This is a genomic window from Acidovorax sp. (assembly GCF_034519795.1).
In the GTDB taxonomy this organism is placed as follows: Bacteria; Pseudomonadota; Gammaproteobacteria; order Burkholderiales; family Burkholderiaceae_C; genus Acidovorax.
Genome location: NZ_JAXHOB010000012.1, coordinates 509,566 through 530,273, shown reverse-complemented (window position 1 = coordinate 530,273; position 20,708 = coordinate 509,566). Strand labels below are relative to the sequence as shown.

Sequence of the window (20,708 nt, the reverse complement as noted above, 5' to 3'; positions counted from 1 at the left end):
GGTGCATGCCCGTGCGCATGCTTGCTCTGACTCCTGCACTGGTGCCCGCACTGCTCAAAGAGGCGGTTCGCTCGGGCACCATCGCCTCGCTGGTCATCGTGCCGCTGTCGCCGCTGTTCAAGGCGCTGGGCCTGCGCATAGGCCACTACGGGCCGAAGTTTGCCGGGCTCTATCTCGACGATCCCCAGCCCTGGCAGATCTTTCTGCAGCACCTGGTCATCGGCTGGCTGTCCGCGCTGCCCCTGCTGGTGCTGCTGCTCTGGGCCCCCCGCGCGTCGCGCTGGCCGCTGGCCGCCGGTGCGGCCTACGGCGCGCTGTACTACGTGGCGGTCAATTCGCTGGCGCTGCCCCTGTATTTCGCTGACGCGACGCCCTGGCAGATGGGTTGGCCCACCATCTGGCCCAGTCTGGCGGGGCACATCCTCTTCGGGGCCTGCATCGGGTTCACCTCGCGGCGCTTCGTGCGGGGCCACCAGTGCATGGCAGGTGAAGCGGGCGCAGGCGCCTGCGCGCGGTGATGGCGGCCGCAGCCTGGAGAAGGCGGGTGGGCACAGCCCTGGTGACGGCGCAACTGACCCTGATCGCGCTGCTGGCCGCCAGTGGGCTGCCGGCGCTGGTGCAGGGGCTTGTGCCCGCAGGGGCCTGGGGCCTGGCCGCAGCCAGCGCCCTGCTGGGCGCGTGGGCCCTGTGGGCCAACCGGCCGGGCAATTTCAATGTCCGACCGGCCCCGCGCCTTGGCGCACGGCTGGTCAGCCATGGGCCGTACCGCTGGATTCGGCACCCGATGTACTCGGCCGTGCTGCTTTGTGGCGCGGCTTGCGCCTGGGCCGCAGGCGTTCCATCGGCCTGGCTGTGCGCGGCCGCGCTGCTCGCTGTACTGGCCGCCAAGGCGCTGCTGGAAGAGCGCTGGATGCGGCAGGAGCACGCTGGGTATGCTGCCTACAGCGCCGGTACCTGGCGCTTCGTGCCCTTTCTCTGGTAGCCCTGCCGCGCGGGCCGGGCCTTGCCCTGGCCTGCGGCCCTGGTCAGCGCACGGGCAGCTTGAGCACCGAGCCTGCCTTTACCGCGTAGACATCCACATGCCCTGAAACGGCCTCTTGCGTGTCGACAAAGTGCAGGTGCAGGCGCTCCCCGGGGTGCGACACCACCCCCTCCAGCGCTGCGCCGCTGTACACGCCCACCAGTTGCCCGGCAGCATCCGGCTGGTCGAATACCCGCATGCCCGAATGCGGCCGGGCCCCGTGCGCCGGCGACCCGTGCCCGCCGGGGCGGTGGTGGCCTGCTGCCGGTGGGGCTTCGCCGGTGACGACATGCCACTTCAGCGGCGCAAAGCGTCCCGTCACGCGGAACACGAAAGGGTGCTCCAGCGACAGGCCGAGCGCCGTGGCCTGCTGGCGCAAAAAAGCCTCGAACTGCTGCGCGTCCATGTCTGCGGCAATTGGCAGGTCCGTCCACTGCGCCACCCTGGCACTGGCGAACAGGGTGGCCTGGGCATCCGGGCCCGGTGCCTGGGCGGCCCCGCGTGGGTCGCTGCCCAGGCTGACCAGCAGGCGCCCATCGATCTGCACGATCTCGCCCCGCAGCCCGGCGCTGGCACCCACCCCCCAGGTCCCCGGCAACTGCGGCAGCGCCGCCAGGGCCACCTTGCCGGCGGTATCGCCTGTGTGGGACATGCGCCGAAAATCGCCATGGTGCACAAAGCCCCAGGGCAGGCTGGTGGCCGCCACTGCGGTGGCGCAGGTCAGGGCCACGGCGCCCACGGTACGTCGAATGCTGATTTTCTTCATGTTCACTTTTCAGGTATCTGCCGTCAGGTGAAAGGCCACTTACCAGGCCTTCCCCGAAAAACCCGACCACAGCTCGTTGAGGTCCGGGAATTTCCATTTCTCCGGATCTTCGCGTGCCACGATCTTCTCGGCACAGCCGGGCGCCGCCAGGTCCACCACCTCGGGCGGGATGCGCAGGTCCGACTTGGTGGAGAAGAACACCTTGACCTTGGGCGATGTCAGCGACTGCTGGCCCTGCTCGGTGACCACGCCGATGCGCCCGGACGTCAGCCGCACCAGCGAGCCCACGGGGTAGATGCCGATGCTCTTGACGAAGGCCTGGAACAGACGGGGGTCGAAGTGCCCCTTGGTCCATTCGGCCATGCGGCGCAGCGATTCGGCCGGGTCCCAGCCGCGCTTGTAGGGGCGGTCGGAGGTGATGGCGTCGTACACATCGCACACGGCCGTCATGCGCGCGATCAGGGTGATCTGCTCGCCCTTGAGCTTGTCGGGGTAGCCTGAGCCGTCCATCTTCTCGTGGTGGTGGCGGCAGGCGTCGAGCACCGCAGCCTCCACACTGCCGCCCTCCTGCAGCATGAGATAGCCCTGCACGGGGTGGCTCTGCACCACGGCAAACTCCGCATCCGTCAGCTTGCCCGGCTTGTTGAGCACGGCCAGCGGAATGGCCGCCTTGCCCAGGTCGTGCAGCAGCCCTGCCATGCCGGCCACGCGCGTGTGCTCTTCATTGAGGTTGATCTGCTTGGCCAGCGCCACCATCAGCGCACACACCGCTACCGAATGCATGTAGGTGTAGTCGTCTGCCGTCTTCAGGCGGGCCAGGCTGATCAGGGCGCCCGGGTTGCGGGTGACCGAGTCCGAAATTTCTTCGACCAGGCTGCGGGCGTTCTCCGAATCGACCGCCTTGCCCATGCGCGCCTCGCTGAACATGGAAACCATGGCCTGCCTGGCCTCGCCGCAGATCGAGGCAGCTGCCTGCAACTCGCTGTGCATGCTGGCGGCAGCCCGGCCACGCGCGCGCCGGGGTGCAGGGGGAGGCGAAGGCGGGGAGGGCGGGTCCACCTGCAGGGGCGGCAGCTTGTCGAGCATGCCGAAATCGGTCTCCACCTGGAAGTCGGCCTCCTCGCGCGAGACCGAGCGCACACCGGCCGCCACGTCCAGGCCCTTGGAGGTGTCGATCCAGACCTCTTCGATGGACGCGGCCTTGATGCGCGCCAGGTCCTTGGGATCTTTCAAGACGAACTTGGCGCGCCAGAACGGGTGGTCCATCCAGGAGCCGCAGAAATCGTGCACATACATGCCCAAGCCAAGGTGCTGGATGCTGATGCGCTTGAGCATGGGTGTGTCCTGTGGGGGCTGGGAGCGTGCGCGGCAGTGGGAATCGGGCCGATGGCACCGCCAGACGGGGTTGGCCTATTCTTCTCCATTGCTTTGCCGGCAACAAGGGGGGCATTGCCCGGGTGGCGCAAGTTCGAGCACTTCAGGCGCCAGCGTGCTGACCGCCTGGTAGTGCGTGAGGAAGATCCCGCCGCCCAGTTGCCTGGGCAAGCCCGTGCGTTGGAGCTTGTCCATCACCGGGCCCTTGACCTCGGACAGGCTCAGCGCCACACCGGCCTCCCTCAGCCGGTGGTCGATGGCCTCCAGGCTTTCCAGCGCGCTGGCATCGATGTCGTTGATGGCAGAGCATTGCAGCACCACATGGCGCAGCTCGGGCATGGTCGCTACCGCATCGTTCACCCGGTCCTCCAGGCTGCGGGCGTTGGCGAAATACAGGCTCTCGTCCACGCGCAGGCTCACCAGCCGCGGGCTCACTACCACGGCATGGCGCAGCACATTGCGAAAGTGCTGCGTGCCCGGCACCAGGCCCACGGTGGCGATATGCGGTCGGCTGGTGCGCCACAGGTACAGCGCGAGCGATACGCCCACGCCCACCACCAGGCCGGTCTCGACCCCGAGCGCCAACGTGGCGATCAGGGTCGATGCCACGGCTGCGAAATCCGGCTTGGCATAGTGCCAGGTCCGTTTCAGCATTCCCAGATCCACCAGGGACAGCACGGCGACAATGATGGTCGCCGACAGCGTGGCCTGCGGCAGGTAGTACAGGGCCGGGGTGAGCAGCAGTGAAGCCAGGGTGATGCCAAGCGCGGTGAACACCCCTGCTGCGGGGGTGCGCGCACCCGCATCGAAGTTGACCACCGAGCGGGCAAACCCGCCGGTGACGGGGAACCCACCCGTGAGTGCGGCAGACAGGTTGCTGGCCCCCAGTGCCACAAGCTCCTGGTCGGGCTCGATGCGCTGGCGCCGCTTGGCGGCCAGCGTCTGCCCCACCGACACAGACTCGACGAAGCCGACGATGCTGATGAGCAATGCCGGCAGCGCCAGTTGCCGCCACAGCGCGGGGTCCCATTCGGGCAGGGTCAGTGGTGGCAGCCCTTGCGGAATGGTGCCGACGATCTTCACACCCTGGGCCTGCCAGTCAAGCCCCCAGGCCAGGCCGGTCGTGGCGGCAATGGCGGCGACGGGGCCGGCCTTGGCGATCACGTCGGCCAGGCGGGGGCCCAAGCCCCAGGCCGTGAGCAGCGGTTTGAGGCCCTTGCGCACCCAGAACAGAAAGCCCATGGTGAGCAAGCCCACGGCCAGGGTCAGCCAATGGGTGTGTGCTGCCTGCCCGGCCAGCGCCGCCAACAGCGGCACCAGACCGTGGCCCTCTGCCTGGACACCCATCAGCGTCTTGAGCTGGCTGGCGGCGATCAGCAGCCCCGATGCGGAGATGAATCCAGAAATGACCGGATGGCTCAGGAAGTTGGCCAGGAATCCCAGCCGCAGCAGGCCCATTGCCAGCAGCATGGCGCCCGACAGAAAGGCCAGGGTGATGGCCGCCGACCAATAGGCGGGCGAGCCCGCCACCGCATGCTCACCAATGGCGGCGGCCGTCATCAGCGACACCACGGCCACCGGACCCACGGCCAGCACGCGGCTCGTGCCGAGCACAGCGTAGAGCAGCAGCGGCGCGACGCTGGCGTACAGACCGACTTCGGCCGGCAGGCCCGCCAGCAGCGCGTAGGCCAGGCCCTGGGGAATGAGCATGATGGTCACGATCAGCGCCGCCACCGCATCGCCCACCAGGGCCTCGCGGTCGTAGCGCCGACCCCAGTCGGCAATGGGCAGGGAGGGTAGCCACCTCCGCCAGGTGCTTGGCATGGCCATGTGCGGTCAGCCCACCATCTCGGGCTGGGCCATCCATTCACGCCCCTTGAGCATGGCATCCCAGTACAGGGGTGGCAGCAGGCGTTCCTTGAGGTACCAGGCCATGGCCGATGGCCGGGTGCCGTCGATCAACCATTTCGGAAAGCTCGGCGCCAGTTTGCCGCCGTAGGTGAATTCGGCCAGCACGATCTTGCCGCGCTCCACCGTGAGCGGGCATGAGCCATACCCATCGTAGGCTACCTCGCCCGTGAGCTCGCCCCGCGTGGCGAGCAGGTTGTGGGCGACCACGGGAGCCTGCTTTCTCGTTGCGGCCGCCGTCTTGGCGTTGGGCGTGCTGGCGGCGTCGCCCAGCGCGAAAACATTGGCGAACGATCGGTGCCGCAGGGTACCCTGGTCCACGTCCACCCATCCAGCGGCATCGGCCAGAGGGCTCACCCGGATGAAGTCGGGCGCCTTTTGCGGCGGCACAACGTGCAGCATGTCGAAGTCGAGCGTGACAGCCTCCTTCGTGCCGTCGGCGTGGGTTCTGGTAAAGCGTGCCTGGCGTGCAGGTCCGTCCACGGCCACCAGGTTCTGCGTGAACTGAAGGCCGATGCCATAGGCCTTGACGTACTCCATCAGCGCCGGCACATAGTCGGCCACGCCGAACAGCACGGCACCTGCCGTGCAGAATTGGAGGTCGATGGACTGCAGCACGCCCGTGCGGCGCCAGTGGTCGGCGCTGAGGTACATCGCTTTTTGGGGTGCGCCAGCGCACTTGATGGGCATGGGCGGCTGTGTGAAAAGTGCCCGACCGCCCTGCATGCGCTGCACCAGATCCCAGGTGTAGGGGGACAGGTCGTAGCGGTAGTTGGAGGTGACCCCGTTGCGGCCCAGTGTCTCGGGCAGGCCCTCGATGCCGTTCCAGTCGAGCTTGAGGCCCGGGCAGACCACCAGTTGGCTGTAGCGGACCACGCGGCAGCCGTCGAGGATGACCGCGTTGCGTTCGGGCTCGAAGGCCGCCACGGCCGCCTTGATCCAGTGCACGCCGCGTGGCAGCACCGAAGCCATGGTGCGGGCGGTGGTGGCGGCGTTGAACACGCCAGCGCCGACCATCGTCCAGCCCGGCTGGTAGTAGTGCACGTCGGCCGGATCGATGAGTGCGATGTCCAGCCCCGGGCTGCGCGCCAGCAGGCTGGCCGCGACTGCAATGCCTGCCGCCCCGCCGCCGACGATCACCACCTCGTGCGTTGCGTCGGCCACATCCAGGGGTGTCTTGCCGCCGTTGGCGATGCGCCGCACCACGCCCTTGAGGTCGTAGCCCGCTTGCGCCGCATGGTCGATGATCTGTGCCAGCGGCAGCCTGCCGGCCTGCGAGAGCGCCCACATCGTGGTGGAGCGCATTCCTGTGCGGCAAAAGGCCAGCACCGGCTTGGGCAGCGCGGCCAGCAGGGTGCCGAAGGCCTGGCCCTGTTCGTCGGTGACCTTGCCCGACTGTGCCGGCAGGTAGCGCACCTGCAGCCCGGCCTGTTGCGCTGCGCGCTCGATCTCGCTGAAAAGAGGCTGGTCTGCGCCTTCCCCGTCGGGGCGATTGCAGACCACCGAGCGAAAGCCTGCGGCAGCAATGCGGTCTATGTCGGCTGCGGCGAGCTGGGGTGCGACCGAGAGCTCGGCCGTGAGGGGTTTGATGTCCATGGTTTGTCTCCTGGTGGATCGGCCTTGTCGGAAGGCTCTGGCGCAGGCGGTCTATACCGCGTTCAGCGGAATCTTGATGTAGCGCGTGCCGTTGCCCTCCGGCTCGGGCAATTGGCCGGCGCGCATGTTCACCTGCACCGAAGGAAGGATCAGCGTCGGCATGGCCAGGGTGGCGTCGCGCGCGTGGCGCATCGCAACGAACTCCTCCTCGCTGATGCCGTCACGCACATGGATGTTGGTGGCGCGCTCCTGCGCCACGGTGGTGACGAACTGCACCTCGCGGCCGCCCGGCTGGTAGTCGTGGCACATGTACAGGCGTGTCTCGGGCGGCAGGCCCAGCACCTTGTTGATCGAGCGGTAGAGGGTGCGCGCATCGCCACCGGGGAAGTCGCAGCGCGCCGTGCCGCTGTCGGGCATGAACAGCGTATCGCCGACGAAGGCGGCCATGGGCCGGTCCACGGCCTGTTCGTCGCTGACGACAAAGGTCATGCAGGCCGGCGTATGGCCCGGCGTATGCATGGCGCGTGCCTGCAGGCTGCCGATGAGGAAGGTCTCGCCATCGGCGAACAGGTGGTCGAACTGCCGGCCATCGCGGGCGAAGTCTCCCCCGCATTGAACAACTTGCCGAACACCTGTTGCACCGTGGTGATGTGCTGCCCGATGCCCAGTTGCCCACCCAATTGCTCTTGGAGATAGGGTGCTGCCGAGAGGTGGTCTGCGTGTACGTGCGTCTCCAGGATCCATTGCACCGTGGCGCCGAGTTCACGCACCCGTGCGATCAACTGGTCGGCCGTGGTGTGCGAGGTGCGACCTGATTTCGGGTCGTAGTCGAGCACGCTGTCCACCAGCGCGCATTGCCGGGTACTCCGGTTCAGGACGATGTAGCTCACGGTCCAGGTGGCGGGGTCGAAGAAGCCTTCGACGTGCATGGCAGTGGGTGTGTGCATGGCGACCACCTTGGCTCAACGCCGGTGGACCGGGCAGGTATTGATCCCCAGCAGCGAGTACAGCGGGCACAGGCCGATGGCGCCGGTGAGCAGGGGAATGACGCCGATGTAGCCCCAGGCGCCAACGGTGCCGGTGGCTGCCAGAGCGATCAGCGCCAGGCCTGCGATGACCCGCACGGCGCGGTCGATGGTGCCTTCGTTTCTCTTCATGGTGTGTCTCCTTGTGGGGGTGGGGCGCGACGCCTGGGGGCGCCTGGCAACAACGACATCGCTGCCACCTGCTCTGTTATTTCAAGAAGCGTGCCACCCTGTGTACCTCGGCTGAAATTTGGCAAGTGCCTGTTCCATAAGGATTTTTTTTCTGCAATGGGGCGCGACTCAGACCCTGGTGCTGCCACCTGCGGGGCGCCGACTGCCAGGCGTGGCAGTCGAGGGGATGGTTTGGCAGAGATGGCAGACGGGCGCACAATCGGCGCACCCCGAAAGGCTTGCCGCATGTCGATTGCCCCCATCACCCCCATCGCTCCGAGCCACCCGGCGACCGCCGAGCAGCATCCGTCTGCCGGGCCGGCGGGCGGGCTGCGCATGCCTGCGCAAGTGCAGGCGCTGATTTCCTACCTGGAGCACGATGGGCAGCCGATGATCGTGCTCGACCCGCAGTACAACATCCTGGCAGCCAACACCGCCTACCAGCGGCAGTTCGGCACGGCGGACCGGCCCTACATCGGCCACAAGTGCTACCGCATCTCGCACCACTACAGCGTGCCGTGCGATCAGGCGGGCGAGCATTGCCCGATGAGGCGTGCCTTCGAGCTCAAGGGCCCTGACCGCGTGCTGCACATCCACCACACGCCCCGCGGGCCCGAGCATGTCGATGTGGAACTGCGCCCCATCCTTGGTGCGGACCGCGAAGTCGTGGCCTACGTGGAGCGCCTGGTCACCGTGCGCAATGCCTCTGCGCGGCCCAGCGCCGAGGGCCTGGTGGGGCGCTCGCCCGCCTTCAATGCCGCACTGTCGTGCGTGCAGCGCGTAGGGCCATCGATGCTGCCGGTGCTGCTGCTGGGCGAATCCGGCACGGGTAAGGAACTCTTTGCACGTGCCGTGCACGAGGCCAGCGCCCGGGCCCATGGACCGTTCGTCGTGGTCGATTGCTCAGGCCTGACTGAAACCCTGTTCGAGAGCGAACTGTTCGGCTATGAGAAGGGCGCCTTCACCGGCGCCCATGCACGCAAGAAGGGCCTGGTGGAGACGGCCGAGGGCGGTACCCTGTTCCTCGATGAAATGGGGGATGTGCCCCTGTCCATGCAGGTCAAGCTGCTGCGGCTCATCGAGTCGGGAACCTTTCGCCGCGTGGGCAGCGTCGAAACGCACAAGGCCGACTTTCGCCTGGTGGCCGCCACCCACAAGCCCTTGCAGCAGATGGTGGTCGATGGGCGCTTCCGGCAGGATCTGTACTACCGCATCAGCGCCTTTCCCATCCATCTGCCGGCCTTGCGTGACCGTCCGGGCGACATCCCGATGCTGGTGGACTCATTCCTGCAGCGCGCAGGCCCCGCCCGGCACAGCATCTCCGTGGACGCACAGGCCATGGCACGCCTGCAGGCCCACACCTGGCCCGGCAACATTCGGGAGCTGCGCAACGTGCTGGAACGGGCCCGCCTGTTCGCCGACGACGGCATCGTGCGCGCCGAGCACCTGCCACCGGAATTCGGCCACCCAACCCCTTGGCCCCGAAGCCCCGCGCCAGTGCCCCCTGGCGGCCCTGCTCGGCCAACGGCGGGCGGCGGCGAAGAAGATCTGGCGCAGTTGCTGTCCAGCTTCCCGGGGACAAGGCGCGAACTGGCGGAGCATCTGGGCATGAGCGAGCGCACGCTGTACCGCCGGCTCAAAGCCCTGGGGCTGGCCTGATCCGGTCAGCGCTCCCCCAAAAGCCCCGACAGCGTCACCCAGTACTGCAGGCCTGCAGTCATTTCAGGCGCACGCCGTCGCCGTCCAGCACCGCTACCTCGATGGGAATGGCGGCGCCCACGCTTTGCGTGACGGTGCAGTAGCTCTCGAAGCTGGCCAGCACGCGATCAAGGTGCTCCAGCGCCCGGGCAGGCATGCCCAGTTGCAGGGTCGCCGCCATGGAGAGCACACGCAGCCGGCCATCGGCGTTGCGCCCCACTTCGGCCCGGACATTGCAAGAGACAAGACCGGGTTGCTGCTTGAATTTTCGCAAGGCAAAAAGCAGCGAAGCGGACAGGCAGTTGCCGACGGATGAGGCCAGCAACTGCACTGGAGACGGCCCTTTGCCAGTGCCCAGCGGCACCGGCTCATCGGCCAACAGGCGGGGAATGGTATCGCCGAAGTCCAGTTCGAACTGGTAGTCAAGCACCTGGGTCAGGCGCACGGTCTGCATGGCATCGCTCATGGGGTCTCCTGGGGTTTCGGCCTGCTGTCAGGCCCTGAAGAAGGGGGCTTGCGCTGCCCCTGCATGTGCTCAGGGCAGGCAAAAGCCATGCCACGCGCGCCTGCCGTCGGACAGGGTTGCGGCGGCGCTGGCATGGGTGGACACGTGGCAGTGCGTCACCGCCAATTCGCTGCCACCATCTGCCAGAGTGCTGCCATGCTGGCAGCGCCGGGGCATGCAGGCATGCCGCATTCAGACGCCGGCCCCCCTGCCGCCCAGTGTCTGCGCGGACATGCCTGCATGTGCCGCAGGCCCCGCGCCTCTGGCACGCTTCTTGTGAAGACAAGGCACCTGCCACTGCCATGCCATGGCCGCCGGTATACCAGGAGCCACCATGAATACATCCATTTCCATACCCTGCGGGCATGACGCCGACAAGCGGCAATGGCTGCTGGCCGCTGGATGCGCAGGCGGCATTGCCAGCATTGCAACCGCCGCCGCACTCGTGTCCTCTTTGGCGCCCAGCGAGCGTGCCAGGGCGGCGGGCGGTCCGGTCGAGGTGGATACCTCCGACATTCCGCCGGGTGGCGCAAAAACCGTGGAGTGGCGGGGCAAACCGGTCTGGGTGGTGCGCCGCACTCCGGCCATGCTGGCGGCCTTGCGGGGGCACGATGCGCAGCTCGCCGACCCGCACTCGACGGCCGGCCAGCAGCCCGCCTATGCACGCAATCCAGAGCGCGCGCTGCAGGCGGAAATTTTCGTCGCCATCGGCATCTGCACGCATCTGGGCTGCTCTCCGACGGCGCTGCCCGCCGGCAGCGCCAACCCCAGCCTGCCCAGTGATTGGCCGGGCGGCTTCTTCTGTCCTTGCCATGGCTCCACATTTGATGGTGCGGGCCGGGTCTACAAGAACAAGCCGGCGCCCACCAACCTTGAAATCCCGCCCCACCGCTTTGCGGGCGATACGCGCCTGGTGATCGGCGAAGACGCAATTGCCGCTTGACAACATGGCCGTGCGCAACGCACCCTACGCCGCATTGTCACCGGCCCCGGTGGCGAGGGATGCTGCGTCGGGCCGAACCCTGCCGGGTGTGGGCCTGCAGCGCGCACGGGAGGGAAGCGACCCCATGACACAAGCACCCACGGCGGCCGCAGCCCCTGCGGCACCCCGACTGCAATCGCTCACCGTGGACGCGGTGGGCAGTGCTGTCTACGGTGCTGCCGCCTTGCTCTGGCTTCCTCAGGCAGCGTTGCTGGCCTGGGCGCTGCAGGCGCTGGCATCGGGCGCTGGCATGGACGCCGTGTGGGGGCCTGCTGTCGGCATTCTCGTGTTCGGTCTGCTGCGTGCGGTGGCCGAGGCGTGGGCGCTGCGCCGTGTCTACGCGGGAGCGCGCACGCACGTGTCCCGCTTGCGTGCCACGGCCGCCGCCTCGCTGTGCACCGGTACGCCGCTGGACCGCAGCCGCGTGGCCTCGGGCATGGCTGCGAGTGCCCTCGCCGAACAGGCCGAGATGGTGGTCCCCTACCTCGCGCGCTACCAGCCGGCGCGCTGGCGCGTGGTGGTGGTGACGCCCATCCTGCTGGTGGCGGTGGCCAGCCAGACCTGGGTGGCGGCGCTCGTGTTGATGCTCACAGTGCCGTTGATTCCGCTCTTCATGGTCCTCGCCGGCAAGGGGGCCCAGGCAGCCAGCAAGGCGCACATGCTGGAGCTCGGTGGCATGAATGCCTTCTTGCTCGATCGCCTGCGGGGCCTGGCCACGTTGCGCGCGCTGCAGGCGGTGGACACCACTGCTTTGCAGCTTGATGACTCGGCGCAGTCGCTTCGGCGGCGCACCATGGCGGTGTTGCGCATTGCCTTTCTGTCGTCTGCCGTGCTGGAACTATTCTCGGCGTTGGGCGTGGCCATGGTGGCCGTCTACGTAGGATTTCACCTGCTGGGTTCGCTGGATTTCGGTGCCTGGGGGCAGCGACTGGGGCTGGGGCAGGGGCTGTTCGTACTGCTGCTCGCGCCGGCATTTTTCGAGCCCCTGCGCGAACTGGCCGCCGTCTGGCACGACAGGGCCGCCGGCGAGTCGGCACTGCAGGCGCTGCAGCGCCTGGTGGGGCCAGGGGTGGCGCTGCCAGGCGGGGCAACTGTCTCCCCGGGCTCGGACCTGCATCCCGTGCCTGCGGGGGCCGCCCCTTCGGTCGCGGTGCGCGGACTGCATTTCTGGCACCCCGGCGAGGCCCCCCTCTTCGCGGGGCTGAATCTGCGTGTGGCCGCTGGAGAGCACGTCGCGCTGCTCGGTGGCAGCGGTTCGGGCAAGACGGTGCTGCTGTCCCTGCTGGCAGGTTTGGTGGCAGCAGACCGGGGCGAGATCCTCATTGGCGCAGAGGTGCTGTCCGACAACAACGCCGCCAGGCTGCGCCAGCGCATGGGCTGGATGGGGCAGCACCCTTATGTGTTTGCTGACTCCGTTCAGGCCAACGTATCACTGGGTCGCGCAGACATCTCGGCGCTGGATGTGCAGGGCGCCCTGCGCCGCGCGCAACTCGGCTCGGTGGTGCACGCCCGGCCTCATGCGGCTTTGGGGGAGGGCGGGCAGGGCCTTTCGGGCGGTGAGACGGCACGGCTCGCGCTGGCCCGGCTGGAAGCCAACCGCTCGGCGGACCTGTGGTTGGTCGACGAACCCACTGCGCACCTGGACAACGATACCGCCCGCCAGGTGGGAGAGGCCCTGGTTGCGATGGCCAGGGGAAAGACCCTGATCGTTGCCACCCACGACCCGGCGCTCGCGGCCCGAATGGGCCGCGTGGTCCGACTCGATGGCTGCGCCCTGGAGCAGGCTGCATGAGTGCGCGCAAGCGTCCGGGCGCCTGGCTGCTGCTGTGGCGGTATGCGCAGCCCACGCACAGGCGGCTGCTGGCGGCCGGCGCCCTGCTGGCAGCACTGACGGTGCTGGCGGGCATGGCCCTGCTGGGGCTGTCGGGCTGGTTCATCACCGCCACGGCGCTGGCCGGGCTGGTGCCTGCCACGGCATTCATGTTCGACGTGTTCGCGCCGTCGGCGGGCATCCGGCTGCTGGCGCTGGGGCGCACGGGATCGCGCTATGCGGAGCGGCTGGTGACGCACGATGCCACCTTTGCCGTGCTGGCGGCGTTGCGGGTGCAGCTTTTTCTTGGCTGGGCCCAGGCCGATGCCGCCCGCGCGCTGCTGCGCCGGCCGGGTCGGCTGCTGTTCCGGCTGACATCGGACATTGATGCCCTGGAGTCGGTCTACCTGCGGCTCGTGGCTCCTGCCAGCGCGGCGCTGGGGGCCGCCGTGCTGGCGGGCCTGGTGGTGGGTGCCCTGCATGGTGGACTGGGGGCGGCCCTGGCAACCTGGCTCATCGGTGCCGGTCTGGGCATGGCCTGGCTGACTGCACGCCAGGCACGCCGTCCGGCGGTTCTGCGCGCCCATGCAGTGGAGCGCTTGCGCGCCCGCACGATAGACCTCGTCGAAGGCCAGACCGAGCTGGTCATGGTCGGCCAAGTCGGTGCGCAGTTGCAGGCGCTCGCGCGCATCGACCAACGCCTCGCCAGAGCCGACCTTGCGCTCAATCGCCTGGAGACGGCGGCCGGCCTGGGCTACGCGTGCGCGGGCACCCTGACCCTGGTCGCCGTGTTGCTGGCCGTGGGCGCCCTGGTCACGCAAGGGGTGTTGGGCGCACCCGCCGCAGCGCTGGCACTGTTGGTGGCGCTCACTGCCATGGAGCCGTTTGCCGCCCTGCGGCGGGGTGCCGCCGAGGCCGGGCGCACCTGGCTGGCGGCCAGGCGCCTGGCACCGCGCATGCAGCCGTCTGGCGGCGTCCCACTGGCCGCGCATGAAGACCCCGCAGCCGTCGCGCTGCGCATGGTGGACATCGTGGCGCGCTACCCCGGCAGCCCCGACCCTGCGGTGCGCCATGCCAGCCTTTGCCTGGAGGTGGGCGAGCGCGTGGCGCTGATCGGGCCCAGCGGCGCTGGCAAGTCCAGCCTGCTGGCCGTGGCCACGGGCGAGTTGGCGCCCGAAAGCGGCACCGTGTCTTTCGCCAGCCCTTGCCTGCTGACGCAGCGAACCGAGCTGTTTCAGGACAGCCTGCGCGGCAACCTGCTGCTGGCAGCCCCCGAAGCGGACGATGCCCGGTTGTGGGCCGTCCTGCACGATGCGGGGCTGGCCGACGATGTGCGTGCACTGGCCCGTGGACTGGACACTCCGCTCGGAGAGGGCGGGCTCGGGCTTTCGGGCGGGCAGTCGCGCCGCCTGGCCCTGGCCCGGCTGCTGCTGCGCGACGCACCCCTGTGGGTGCTCGACGAGCCCACCGAGGCACTCGATACCGCCACCGCGCATGACGTGCTGCAGCGCCTGCGCAGGCGCGCCTGCGGGCGCAGCCTGCTGATTGCGACCCATCTGCGGCGCGAAGCCGCGCTGGCAGACCGGCTGGTCGTCGTGCGAGACGGCAGCACCGTTGCCGAGCTTGCGCGCGGGAGCAAGGCGTTTGACGAAGCGCTGCTTCAGTTGCGGCCGGACTAGCCTGGGTCAGGCAAAGAAGAGTAAGACAAAGGAAAAACCCATGGACCTCGACATCGTTGCGCTTTCGCGGCTGCAGTTCGCCGTCACCGCGCTCTACCACTTCCTCTTTGTGCCGCTCACGCTGGGGCTGTCCATCCTGCTGGCGATCATGGAGACCGTCTACGTGATGACCGGCCGTGTGATCTGGCGTGATATGACCAAATTCTGGGGCACCCTCTTCGGCATCAACTTCGCGATGGGGGTGGCCACCGGTGTAGTGATGGAGTTTCAGTTCGGCATGAACTGGAGCTACTACAGCCACTATGTCGGTGACATCTTCGGCGCCCCGCTGGCCATTGAGGGGTTGATGGCCTTCTTCCTGGAGGCTACCTTCGTGGGCCTGTTCTTCTTTGGCTGGGACAAGCTGTCCAAGGTGGGGCACCTGATCTCCACCTGGGCAGTGGCCATCGGCTCCAATTTCTCGGCGCTGTGGATCCTCATCGCCAATGGCTGGATGCAGAACCCCGTGGGTTCGGCCTTCAACCCGCAGACCATGCGCATGGAAGTGACGGACTTCATGGCCGTGCTGACCAACCCAGTGGCCCAGGCCAAATTCGTGCACACCGTCTCGGCAGGGTATGTCTGTGCCGCCGTGTTCGTGCTGGGCGTCTCCGCCTGGTACCTGCTCAAGGGGCGACATGCCGAGCTTGCCAAGCGCTCCATGACGGTGGCGGCTTCCTTCGGCCTGGCATCGGCGCTGTCGGTGGCGGTGCTGGGCGATGAAAGCGGATACCAATCCAGCGAGCACCAGAAAATGAAGCTGGCCGCCATCGAAGCCATGTGGGAGACGGAGCCCGCGCCCGCCGCCTTCACGGCGTTCGGTTTCCCCGACCAGGAGGCCCGTGAGACCCACTATGCAGTGCACATCCCGGCCGTGATGGGGCTGATCGGCACGCGCTCGCTTACCGGTGTGATTCCGGGCATCAACGAACTGGTCGACCGTGCCGCGCTGCGCATCGCCAGCGGAATCAAGGCCTACGATGCGCTGCAGGTGATCCGCACTGCCGGCAGCACCACGGCCGTCGCGCAGGGTGTGCGCGACACCTTCGAGGAGCACGGCGCGGACCTGGGCTACGCCCTGCTGCTCAAGCGCTATGTCGACGACCCGCGCCAGGCCACGCCCGAGCAAATCCAGAAGGCCGCATGGGACACCGTGCCACAGGTGGCGCCCCTGTTCTGGCTGTTCCGCGTGATGGTGGGCATCGGAGGATTGTTGATCCTGCTGACGGGCACCTTCTTCGTGCTCTCGGCCCGGCGCAGGCTGGACCGCCACCGCTGGCTGCTCAAGGCCGCCGTGCTCGCCATCCCCTTGCCCTGGATCGCCATCGAAGCGGGCTGGCTCGTGGCGGAAGTAGGCCGCCAGCCGTGGATCATCGAGGGTGTGCTGCCGACCGCCGTGGCCGTGTCCGACCTCGGGGTGGCGACCGTGCTCCTCACGCTGGCCGGCTTCGTGGCCATCTACACCGTGCTGCTGGTCATCGAGATGAAGCTGTTGCTCAAGGTGATACGCACCGGCCCAGAGCAAGAGAACCTGCCGCATGTCGGCGAAACACACCGCCCGGTGACCGCACCCGGCATGCCCACCTGAACCCGGAGTTCACCATGATCCTGCATGAACTGATCACCTACGACACCTTGCGCCTGATCTGGTGGGCGCTCATCGGCGTGCTGCTGGTGGGCTTTGCCGTCACCGATGGGTTCGATCTGGGCAGCGGCATTCTGCTGCCTTTCGTGGCCCGCACCGATCTGGAGCGCCGGGTCGTCATCAACAGCGTGGGGCCCGTGTGGGAGGGCAACCAGGTGTGGCTGATCCTCGGAGGCGGTGCCATATTTGCCGCATGGCCGCAGCTGTACGCGGTCTCCTTTTCGGGCTTCTACCTGGCCATGTTCGTCATCCTCGCGGCGCTGATCCTGCGCCCCGTGGCGTTCAAGTTCCGCAGCAAGCGCGAGGAGCCTCAGTGGCGCAGCCGTTGGGATGCGGCACTGTTCTTCAGTGGCATCGTGCCGGCACTGATCTTCGGCGTGGCCCTGGGCAATGTGCTGCAGGGGGTTCCCTTTCGCCTCACCGACAGCATGCAGATCCGGTACGACGGCAGCTTTCTGGAGCTGTTGAACCCGTTCGCGCTGTTGGCCGGCGCCGTGTCGGTGGCCATGCTCGTGATGCACGGGGCCGCCTGGCTGGTGCTCAAGACCGAAGGACCGGTGGCCGACCGCGCGCGGCGCTGGGGCATGCTGGCTGCCCTGGCCACGATGGCACTCTACAGCGTGGCTGGCCTGCTGCTGTGGGCCTTCATCGATGGCTACCGCATCACCAGTGCGGTGAATGCCACCGGGCCCTCCAATCCGCTCCTGAAAACCGCCGAGGTGCATGCCGGCGCCTGGTTCGCCAACTATGCGGCCCACCCCTGGACCATGGGGGCCCCTGCCGCAGGCTTCATCGGTGCCACCGGTGCGCTGCTGGCCTTGGGTGCACGCCGGGGTGGCCTGGCGCTGTTGGCGGCCTCGCTCTCCATCGCCGGCATCATCCTGAGCGTGGGCGCGTCGATGTTCCCCTTCATCCTGCCTTCATCCATCGACCCGCGTGCCAGCCTGACGGTGTGGGATTCGTCGTCGAGCCACCTCACGCTGTTCATCATGCTGGTCACCACCTGCATCTTCATGCCCATCATCCTTGCGTACACCACGTGGGTCTACCACGTGCTGTGGGGCAAGGTCGATCAGAACGCCATCCGCGATCACAGCGGACACGCCTACTAGGAAACAGCCATGTGGTACTTCGCCTGGATTCTCGGCCTGCCGCTGGCCGCCGCCTTTGCCGTTCTCAATGCCATGTGGTACGAGCTCATGGACGACGACGCCGTCCGCAGAGAGACGCTCGCCACGCCTGAGCCCTCCACGGGGCAGGAGCGCCTGTAGCAGCGGCTGTGCGGGCGCCGCGGCCCTCAGCCCGCCGCTTCGACCAGCGCCCGCCCAGCCGCCCGCAGCACCTTGCCCGCACTGTCGCCCAGCAGCAGTGAGCCGCTGCTGAACGCACCATCGACCAGCAGCGAGAGCTGCGAGGCCGTCACCTCGGGCTTTTTCAGCCCCATGCGCTTGCACAGCGCAGCCAGGCGTTTGCGCTGCTCCAGCCGGTGCGCGGCCGATATGGCGCGGGCCGGGTGGGCCGGGTCGGCAAACTCCGCTGCCACGTTGAGCTGCGGGCAGCCGCGGTAGCCGGGGCGCGCCACGCGCTCGCCGACCCAGGCGAGCAGGGCGTCGAGCTCGGCGGCGGCATCCGGGGCGTGCGGTGCAGCGGCCTCGTCCCACTGCTGCCAGAACTCCCGGTCCTCGCGCTCCAAAAAGGCGGCGACCAGGTCGTCCTTGGTGCGGTAGTAGCGGTACAGGCTGGTCTTGGCGATCTGCGCGCGTTCGATGACGAGGTCGATCCCCACGGCGCGCACGCCCTCGGCATAGAACAGCTGGCAGGCCGTGTCGAGGATGCGCTGCTGCACATCGCCCATGGGCGGCGTGTTCGCGGCGGTGAGCGCCCCCGGGTCTGAAGGGGCTGCGCTGGTGGTCTTGCGGGCGGCGGTGGGGCTCATGCCCGCATTATCCCATACCCGGCGTTGACACGATACAGACCTGTATGTAGCATCACGCCAATTTCAACAAAACGTACAGGTCTGTATCGTGATCGACAACACCTCCACCGCTCCATCTTCGTCTTCTTCAGCTGCATCCCGCCCGGTGTTGGTCTACGGCGCTGCCGGACACACCGGGCGCTTCGTGGTGCAGGCCCTGCGCGATCTGGGCCACGCCGTGCTGCTGGCCGGGCGCGATCTGGGCAAGCTGCAGGCCGCATTCCCCGATGCGCCCGCAGACCAGCTGCGCGTGCAGGGGCTCGATGGCGATGCCGCAGCCCTCGCGGCCTTGCTGGCCGAAAGTGCCCTGGTCGTGAACTGCGCCGGCCCCTTTGCCGACAGCGCGCCCCAGCTGCTGCAGGCCGCCGTGCAGGCCGGCGTGCACTACGTGGACGTGTCGGCCGAGCAGCCCACGGCGCGCGAGGTATTCGGGCAGTGGGGCGAGCGCTTCGCCACAGCCGGCCTGTGCGCCGCACCGGCCGTGGCCTTCTACGGCGCGCTGGGCGACCTGCTCGCCACCAGCGTCCTCGGCGATTGGCCCGACGCCGATGCCATCGAAGTGCATATCGCCCTGGACAGCTGGCACCCCACCGAGGGCACGCGCAAGACCGGTGTACGCAACGCCGGCCGCCACGTCGTGTATGCCAACGGCCAGTTCCAGGCGCCGCCCGCCGTGGCCCCGCGCAAGACCTGGGCGTTTGCCGCACCGTTCGGCGAGCAGGCCGTGGTGGGCTTTTCCAGCGCCGATGCCGTCACCATCGCCCACCACATCCGCGTGCCCGACGTGCCGGCGTGGATGAACGAGACCCCGCTCACCGAGCTGCGCGCCGCCGATACGCCGGCGCCCGTGGCGGTGGATGCATCGGGCCGCTCGGCCCAGCGCTTTCTGGTCGAGGTGGTGGTGCGCTGGGGCGGTGAAGAGCGCCGCGCGAGCGCCAGCGGGCAGGACATCTACGCCATCACCGGCCCACTGGCGGCGCAGGCCGTGGAGCGCATCCTGGCTGCCGACGGAGGGCTTACCGGGGCCATGTCGGCGGGGCAACTGGGCGATGCGCGCTCGTTTTTGCAGGCGCTGGCGCCCAGGTACCTGCAGCTCGATTTTGGTGGGTGATGGGGCAGGGGCCATGCCCCTGCGGCTTGCCATGGAAACTGGATTGGGTTTTTGCCAGCCCCCATGCGATCATCCAAGGCAATGACCCATCCACCAACCAAGGGAGTTGCAGTGTGAGCGAGATGGCCAAGGATGAAGAACCCAACGCTTTGCTGCTGCAGCAGCAAGAAAGACAACAGGCCATGCCAGGCCTGGACGGTGTCGAGCGCATCGTGGCCGAGCCGCTGCGCTTCAAGGCCAGGCTGGCCATCGGCGAGAACGCCTATGCCTCGCTGCGCATGGTGAACCGGGGCCGCGAGCTCTGGGATGTGCTGGGCGCGGCCGGCGCCGGGGCGGCCATCGCCAAATCGAGCCTGGTGGCATCGGCGTTCTTTGCGCCCTCGGGTCTGATGGGGGCGCTGGGCGTGGGCGCGGCGGCCACGCCCGTGGGCTGGGTGGCGTTTGCCGCGCTGGCCTCGGGCGGTGCCTGCTATGGCATGTACCGCTGGCTCGGCCACTCCAAGGGCAGCCGGGTCATCGAGATCCCCCGCTACCTCAACACCCCGCTGGACACGCTGGGGTTGGCCCTGTTCGACCTGATCGCGCCGCTGTCGCTGCGGCTGGCCGCCTCGGCCGATGGCACAGTGCCGCCGCAGCGGCGCGCGTTCCTGGCAGCGCATCTGGTGGACGAGTGGGGGCTGGATGATCGCTTCGTCACCCAGGCCATGGCCTCCATCGAGCCCGGCCTGGCCGATGCGGTGCCTGGTGATCTGGCGCGTGAACTCTCGGCCTTCCTGCATGCCAACCCGGATTGCAACCACAAGGTGATCGCGGCGGAGATGGGCCGCTTTTTGGCGCAGATGCTGGAGGCGGGCGGGGCGCCGCTGGCCGAGCCCGAGCGGCAGTTGCTGGCCCAGGTGCAGCAGACCCTGCAGACACCGCCCCCCGGCGAAGTGGCCAAGGTCTGGAGCCGGGCCAGGGAGCATGCGGGCCACTATGGCGGCCAGGTGGCCGGTGCGGCCGGCAAGGCGGCCACATGGACCAAGGAACAGCTGCCAACCGTGCAGCAGATGGAGGAACTCAGAATGCGTGGTACCGAACTGCCCGGACAGATTGCGGGCGCCGTGGGCAAGGCCGCCAGCTGGACCAAGGGCCAGATGCCCAGTGCCGAGCAGGTGGAGGAATTGAAGAAGCGCGGCGGCGAGCTGACAGGCCAGGCGGCCGAGACCCTGCGCAGCGCCACCCGCGCAGCGCAGGAGGCGTTGCCCACAGCAGAACAAGTCCAGCAGGGGGCGCAGCGCACGGGTGAACTGGCCCGCAAGGGGTTGGATAGACTCCGGGCGAAGCTCGGGCGCTGAGCAGGGGCAGGGCGGCACCAGGCCTCTTGGCGCCCATATGCTGCTGAAGGGCACGCGATGGCGGCG

Annotated in this window: 18 protein-coding genes and 1 pseudogene; 11 read left to right on the top strand and 8 right to left on the bottom strand. The window is 68.2% G+C overall.

Going from position 1 to position 20,708, the window contains the following annotated elements:
• Positions 1-17: 17 nt before the first annotated feature.
• Both U5N23_RS15985 and U5N23_RS15980 read left to right on the top strand, forming a co-directional pair.
• Positions 18-518 (top strand): hypothetical protein, encoded by a 501-nt coding sequence (locus U5N23_RS15985; protein ID WP_322593766.1) that lies wholly within the window; start codon positions 18-20, stop codon positions 516-518.
• Positions 519-544: 26 nt separating this feature from the next.
• The gene (locus tag U5N23_RS15980) at positions 545-982 is read left to right on the top strand and encodes a methyltransferase family protein (protein WP_322593765.1); all 438 of its coding nucleotides are present in this window, start codon (positions 545-547) and stop codon (positions 980-982) included.
• A gap of 43 nt (positions 983-1,025) precedes the next feature.
• On the opposite strand, the gene U5N23_RS15975 is transcribed toward U5N23_RS15980, so the two are convergent.
• The 6 genes and pseudogenes from U5N23_RS15975 to U5N23_RS15950 all read right to left on the bottom strand — a co-directional run bounded on the left by U5N23_RS15975 (position 1,026) and on the right by U5N23_RS15950 (position 7,822).
• The gene (locus U5N23_RS15975; protein ID WP_322593764.1) at positions 1,026-1,787 is read right to left on the bottom strand and encodes a hypothetical protein; all 762 of its coding nucleotides are present in this window, start codon (positions 1,785-1,787) and stop codon (positions 1,026-1,028) included.
• A 39-nt stretch (positions 1,788-1,826) separates the two neighbouring features.
• Positions 1,827-3,122 carry an HD-GYP domain-containing protein gene (locus U5N23_RS15970; RefSeq protein ID WP_322593763.1) on the bottom strand — a complete coding sequence of 432 codons (1,296 nt, stop codon included), beginning with the start codon at positions 3,120-3,122 and terminating at the stop codon, positions 1,827-1,829.
• Between the two features lie 75 nt (positions 3,123-3,197).
• On the bottom strand, positions 3,198-4,985 hold the full coding sequence (locus U5N23_RS15965) for a SulP family inorganic anion transporter (protein WP_322593762.1): 1,788 nt from the start codon (positions 4,983-4,985) through the stop codon (positions 3,198-3,200).
• Between the two features lie 12 nt (positions 4,986-4,997).
• Complete coding sequence (locus U5N23_RS15960) at positions 4,998-6,665, bottom strand: TIGR01244 family sulfur transferase (RefSeq protein ID WP_322593761.1); 1,668 nt, start codon at positions 6,663-6,665, stop codon at positions 4,998-5,000.
• 51 nt (positions 6,666-6,716) lie between these two features.
• A pseudogene (locus U5N23_RS15955) lies at positions 6,717-7,594 on the bottom strand (MBL fold metallo-hydrolase).
• A gap of 33 nt (positions 7,595-7,627) precedes the next feature.
• Positions 7,628-7,822 carry a DUF2892 domain-containing protein gene (locus U5N23_RS15950; RefSeq protein ID WP_322593760.1) on the bottom strand — a complete coding sequence of 65 codons (195 nt, stop codon included), beginning with the start codon at positions 7,820-7,822 and terminating at the stop codon, positions 7,628-7,630.
• 375 nt (positions 7,823-8,197) lie between these two features.
• On the opposite strand from U5N23_RS15950, the gene U5N23_RS15945 reads away from it, so the two are divergent.
• The gene (locus tag U5N23_RS15945) at positions 8,198-9,520 is read left to right on the top strand and encodes a sigma-54 interaction domain-containing protein (protein ID WP_416208624.1); all 1,323 of its coding nucleotides are present in this window, start codon (positions 8,198-8,200) and stop codon (positions 9,518-9,520) included.
• 58 nt (positions 9,521-9,578) lie between these two features.
• Here the strand turns inward: U5N23_RS15945 and U5N23_RS15940 are convergent, their stop codons facing one another.
• Positions 9,579-10,025 carry an OsmC family protein gene (locus U5N23_RS15940; protein WP_322593759.1) on the bottom strand — a complete coding sequence of 149 codons (447 nt, stop codon included), beginning with the start codon at positions 10,023-10,025 and terminating at the stop codon, positions 9,579-9,581.
• Between the two features lie 373 nt (positions 10,026-10,398).
• Here U5N23_RS15940 and petA point away from each other — a divergent pair, with 373 nt between their 5' ends.
• From petA to cydX, 6 genes are all read left to right on the top strand, one after another.
• Positions 10,399-11,007, top strand: coding sequence for a ubiquinol-cytochrome c reductase iron-sulfur subunit (gene petA / locus U5N23_RS15935; protein WP_322593758.1), 609 nt, complete (start codon positions 10,399-10,401; stop codon positions 11,005-11,007).
• 124 nt (positions 11,008-11,131) lie between these two features.
• The gene (gene cydD / locus U5N23_RS15930; protein WP_322593757.1) at positions 11,132-12,838 is read left to right on the top strand and encodes a thiol reductant ABC exporter subunit CydD; all 1,707 of its coding nucleotides are present in this window, start codon (positions 11,132-11,134) and stop codon (positions 12,836-12,838) included.
• Positions 12,835-14,535 carry a thiol reductant ABC exporter subunit CydC gene (cydC, locus tag U5N23_RS15925; protein WP_322593756.1) on the top strand — a complete coding sequence of 567 codons (1,701 nt, stop codon included), beginning with the start codon at positions 12,835-12,837 and terminating at the stop codon, positions 14,533-14,535. Before cydD ends, cydC begins: the two co-directional genes overlap by 4 nt.
• 40 nt (positions 14,536-14,575) lie before the next feature.
• On the top strand, positions 14,576-16,162 hold the full coding sequence (locus U5N23_RS15920; RefSeq protein ID WP_322593755.1) for a cytochrome ubiquinol oxidase subunit I: 1,587 nt from the start codon (positions 14,576-14,578) through the stop codon (positions 16,160-16,162).
• 14 nt (positions 16,163-16,176) lie between these two features.
• Positions 16,177-17,331 (top strand): cytochrome d ubiquinol oxidase subunit II, encoded by a 1,155-nt coding sequence (gene cydB, locus U5N23_RS15915; RefSeq protein WP_322593754.1) that lies wholly within the window; start codon positions 16,177-16,179, stop codon positions 17,329-17,331.
• 9 nt (positions 17,332-17,340) lie between these two features.
• A complete protein-coding gene (gene cydX / locus U5N23_RS15910; RefSeq protein WP_322593753.1) occupies positions 17,341-17,490 on the top strand; it encodes a cytochrome bd-I oxidase subunit CydX in 150 nt (49 codons plus the stop codon).
• A 26-nt stretch (positions 17,491-17,516) separates the two neighbouring features.
• Here the strand turns inward: cydX and U5N23_RS15905 are convergent, their stop codons facing one another.
• On the bottom strand, positions 17,517-18,155 hold the full coding sequence (locus tag U5N23_RS15905) for a TetR/AcrR family transcriptional regulator (protein ID WP_322593752.1): 639 nt from the start codon (positions 18,153-18,155) through the stop codon (positions 17,517-17,519).
• 88 nt (positions 18,156-18,243) lie between these two features.
• Between U5N23_RS15905 and U5N23_RS15900 the strand changes: the two genes are divergently transcribed.
• On the top strand, positions 18,244-19,305 hold the full coding sequence (locus U5N23_RS15900) for a saccharopine dehydrogenase NADP-binding domain-containing protein (RefSeq protein ID WP_322593751.1): 1,062 nt from the start codon (positions 18,244-18,246) through the stop codon (positions 19,303-19,305).
• A 122-nt stretch (positions 19,306-19,427) separates the two neighbouring features.
• The gene (locus U5N23_RS15895; protein WP_322593886.1) at positions 19,428-20,642 is read left to right on the top strand and encodes a hypothetical protein; all 1,215 of its coding nucleotides are present in this window, start codon (positions 19,428-19,430) and stop codon (positions 20,640-20,642) included.
• The last annotated feature ends 66 nt before the right edge of the window (positions 20,643-20,708 follow it).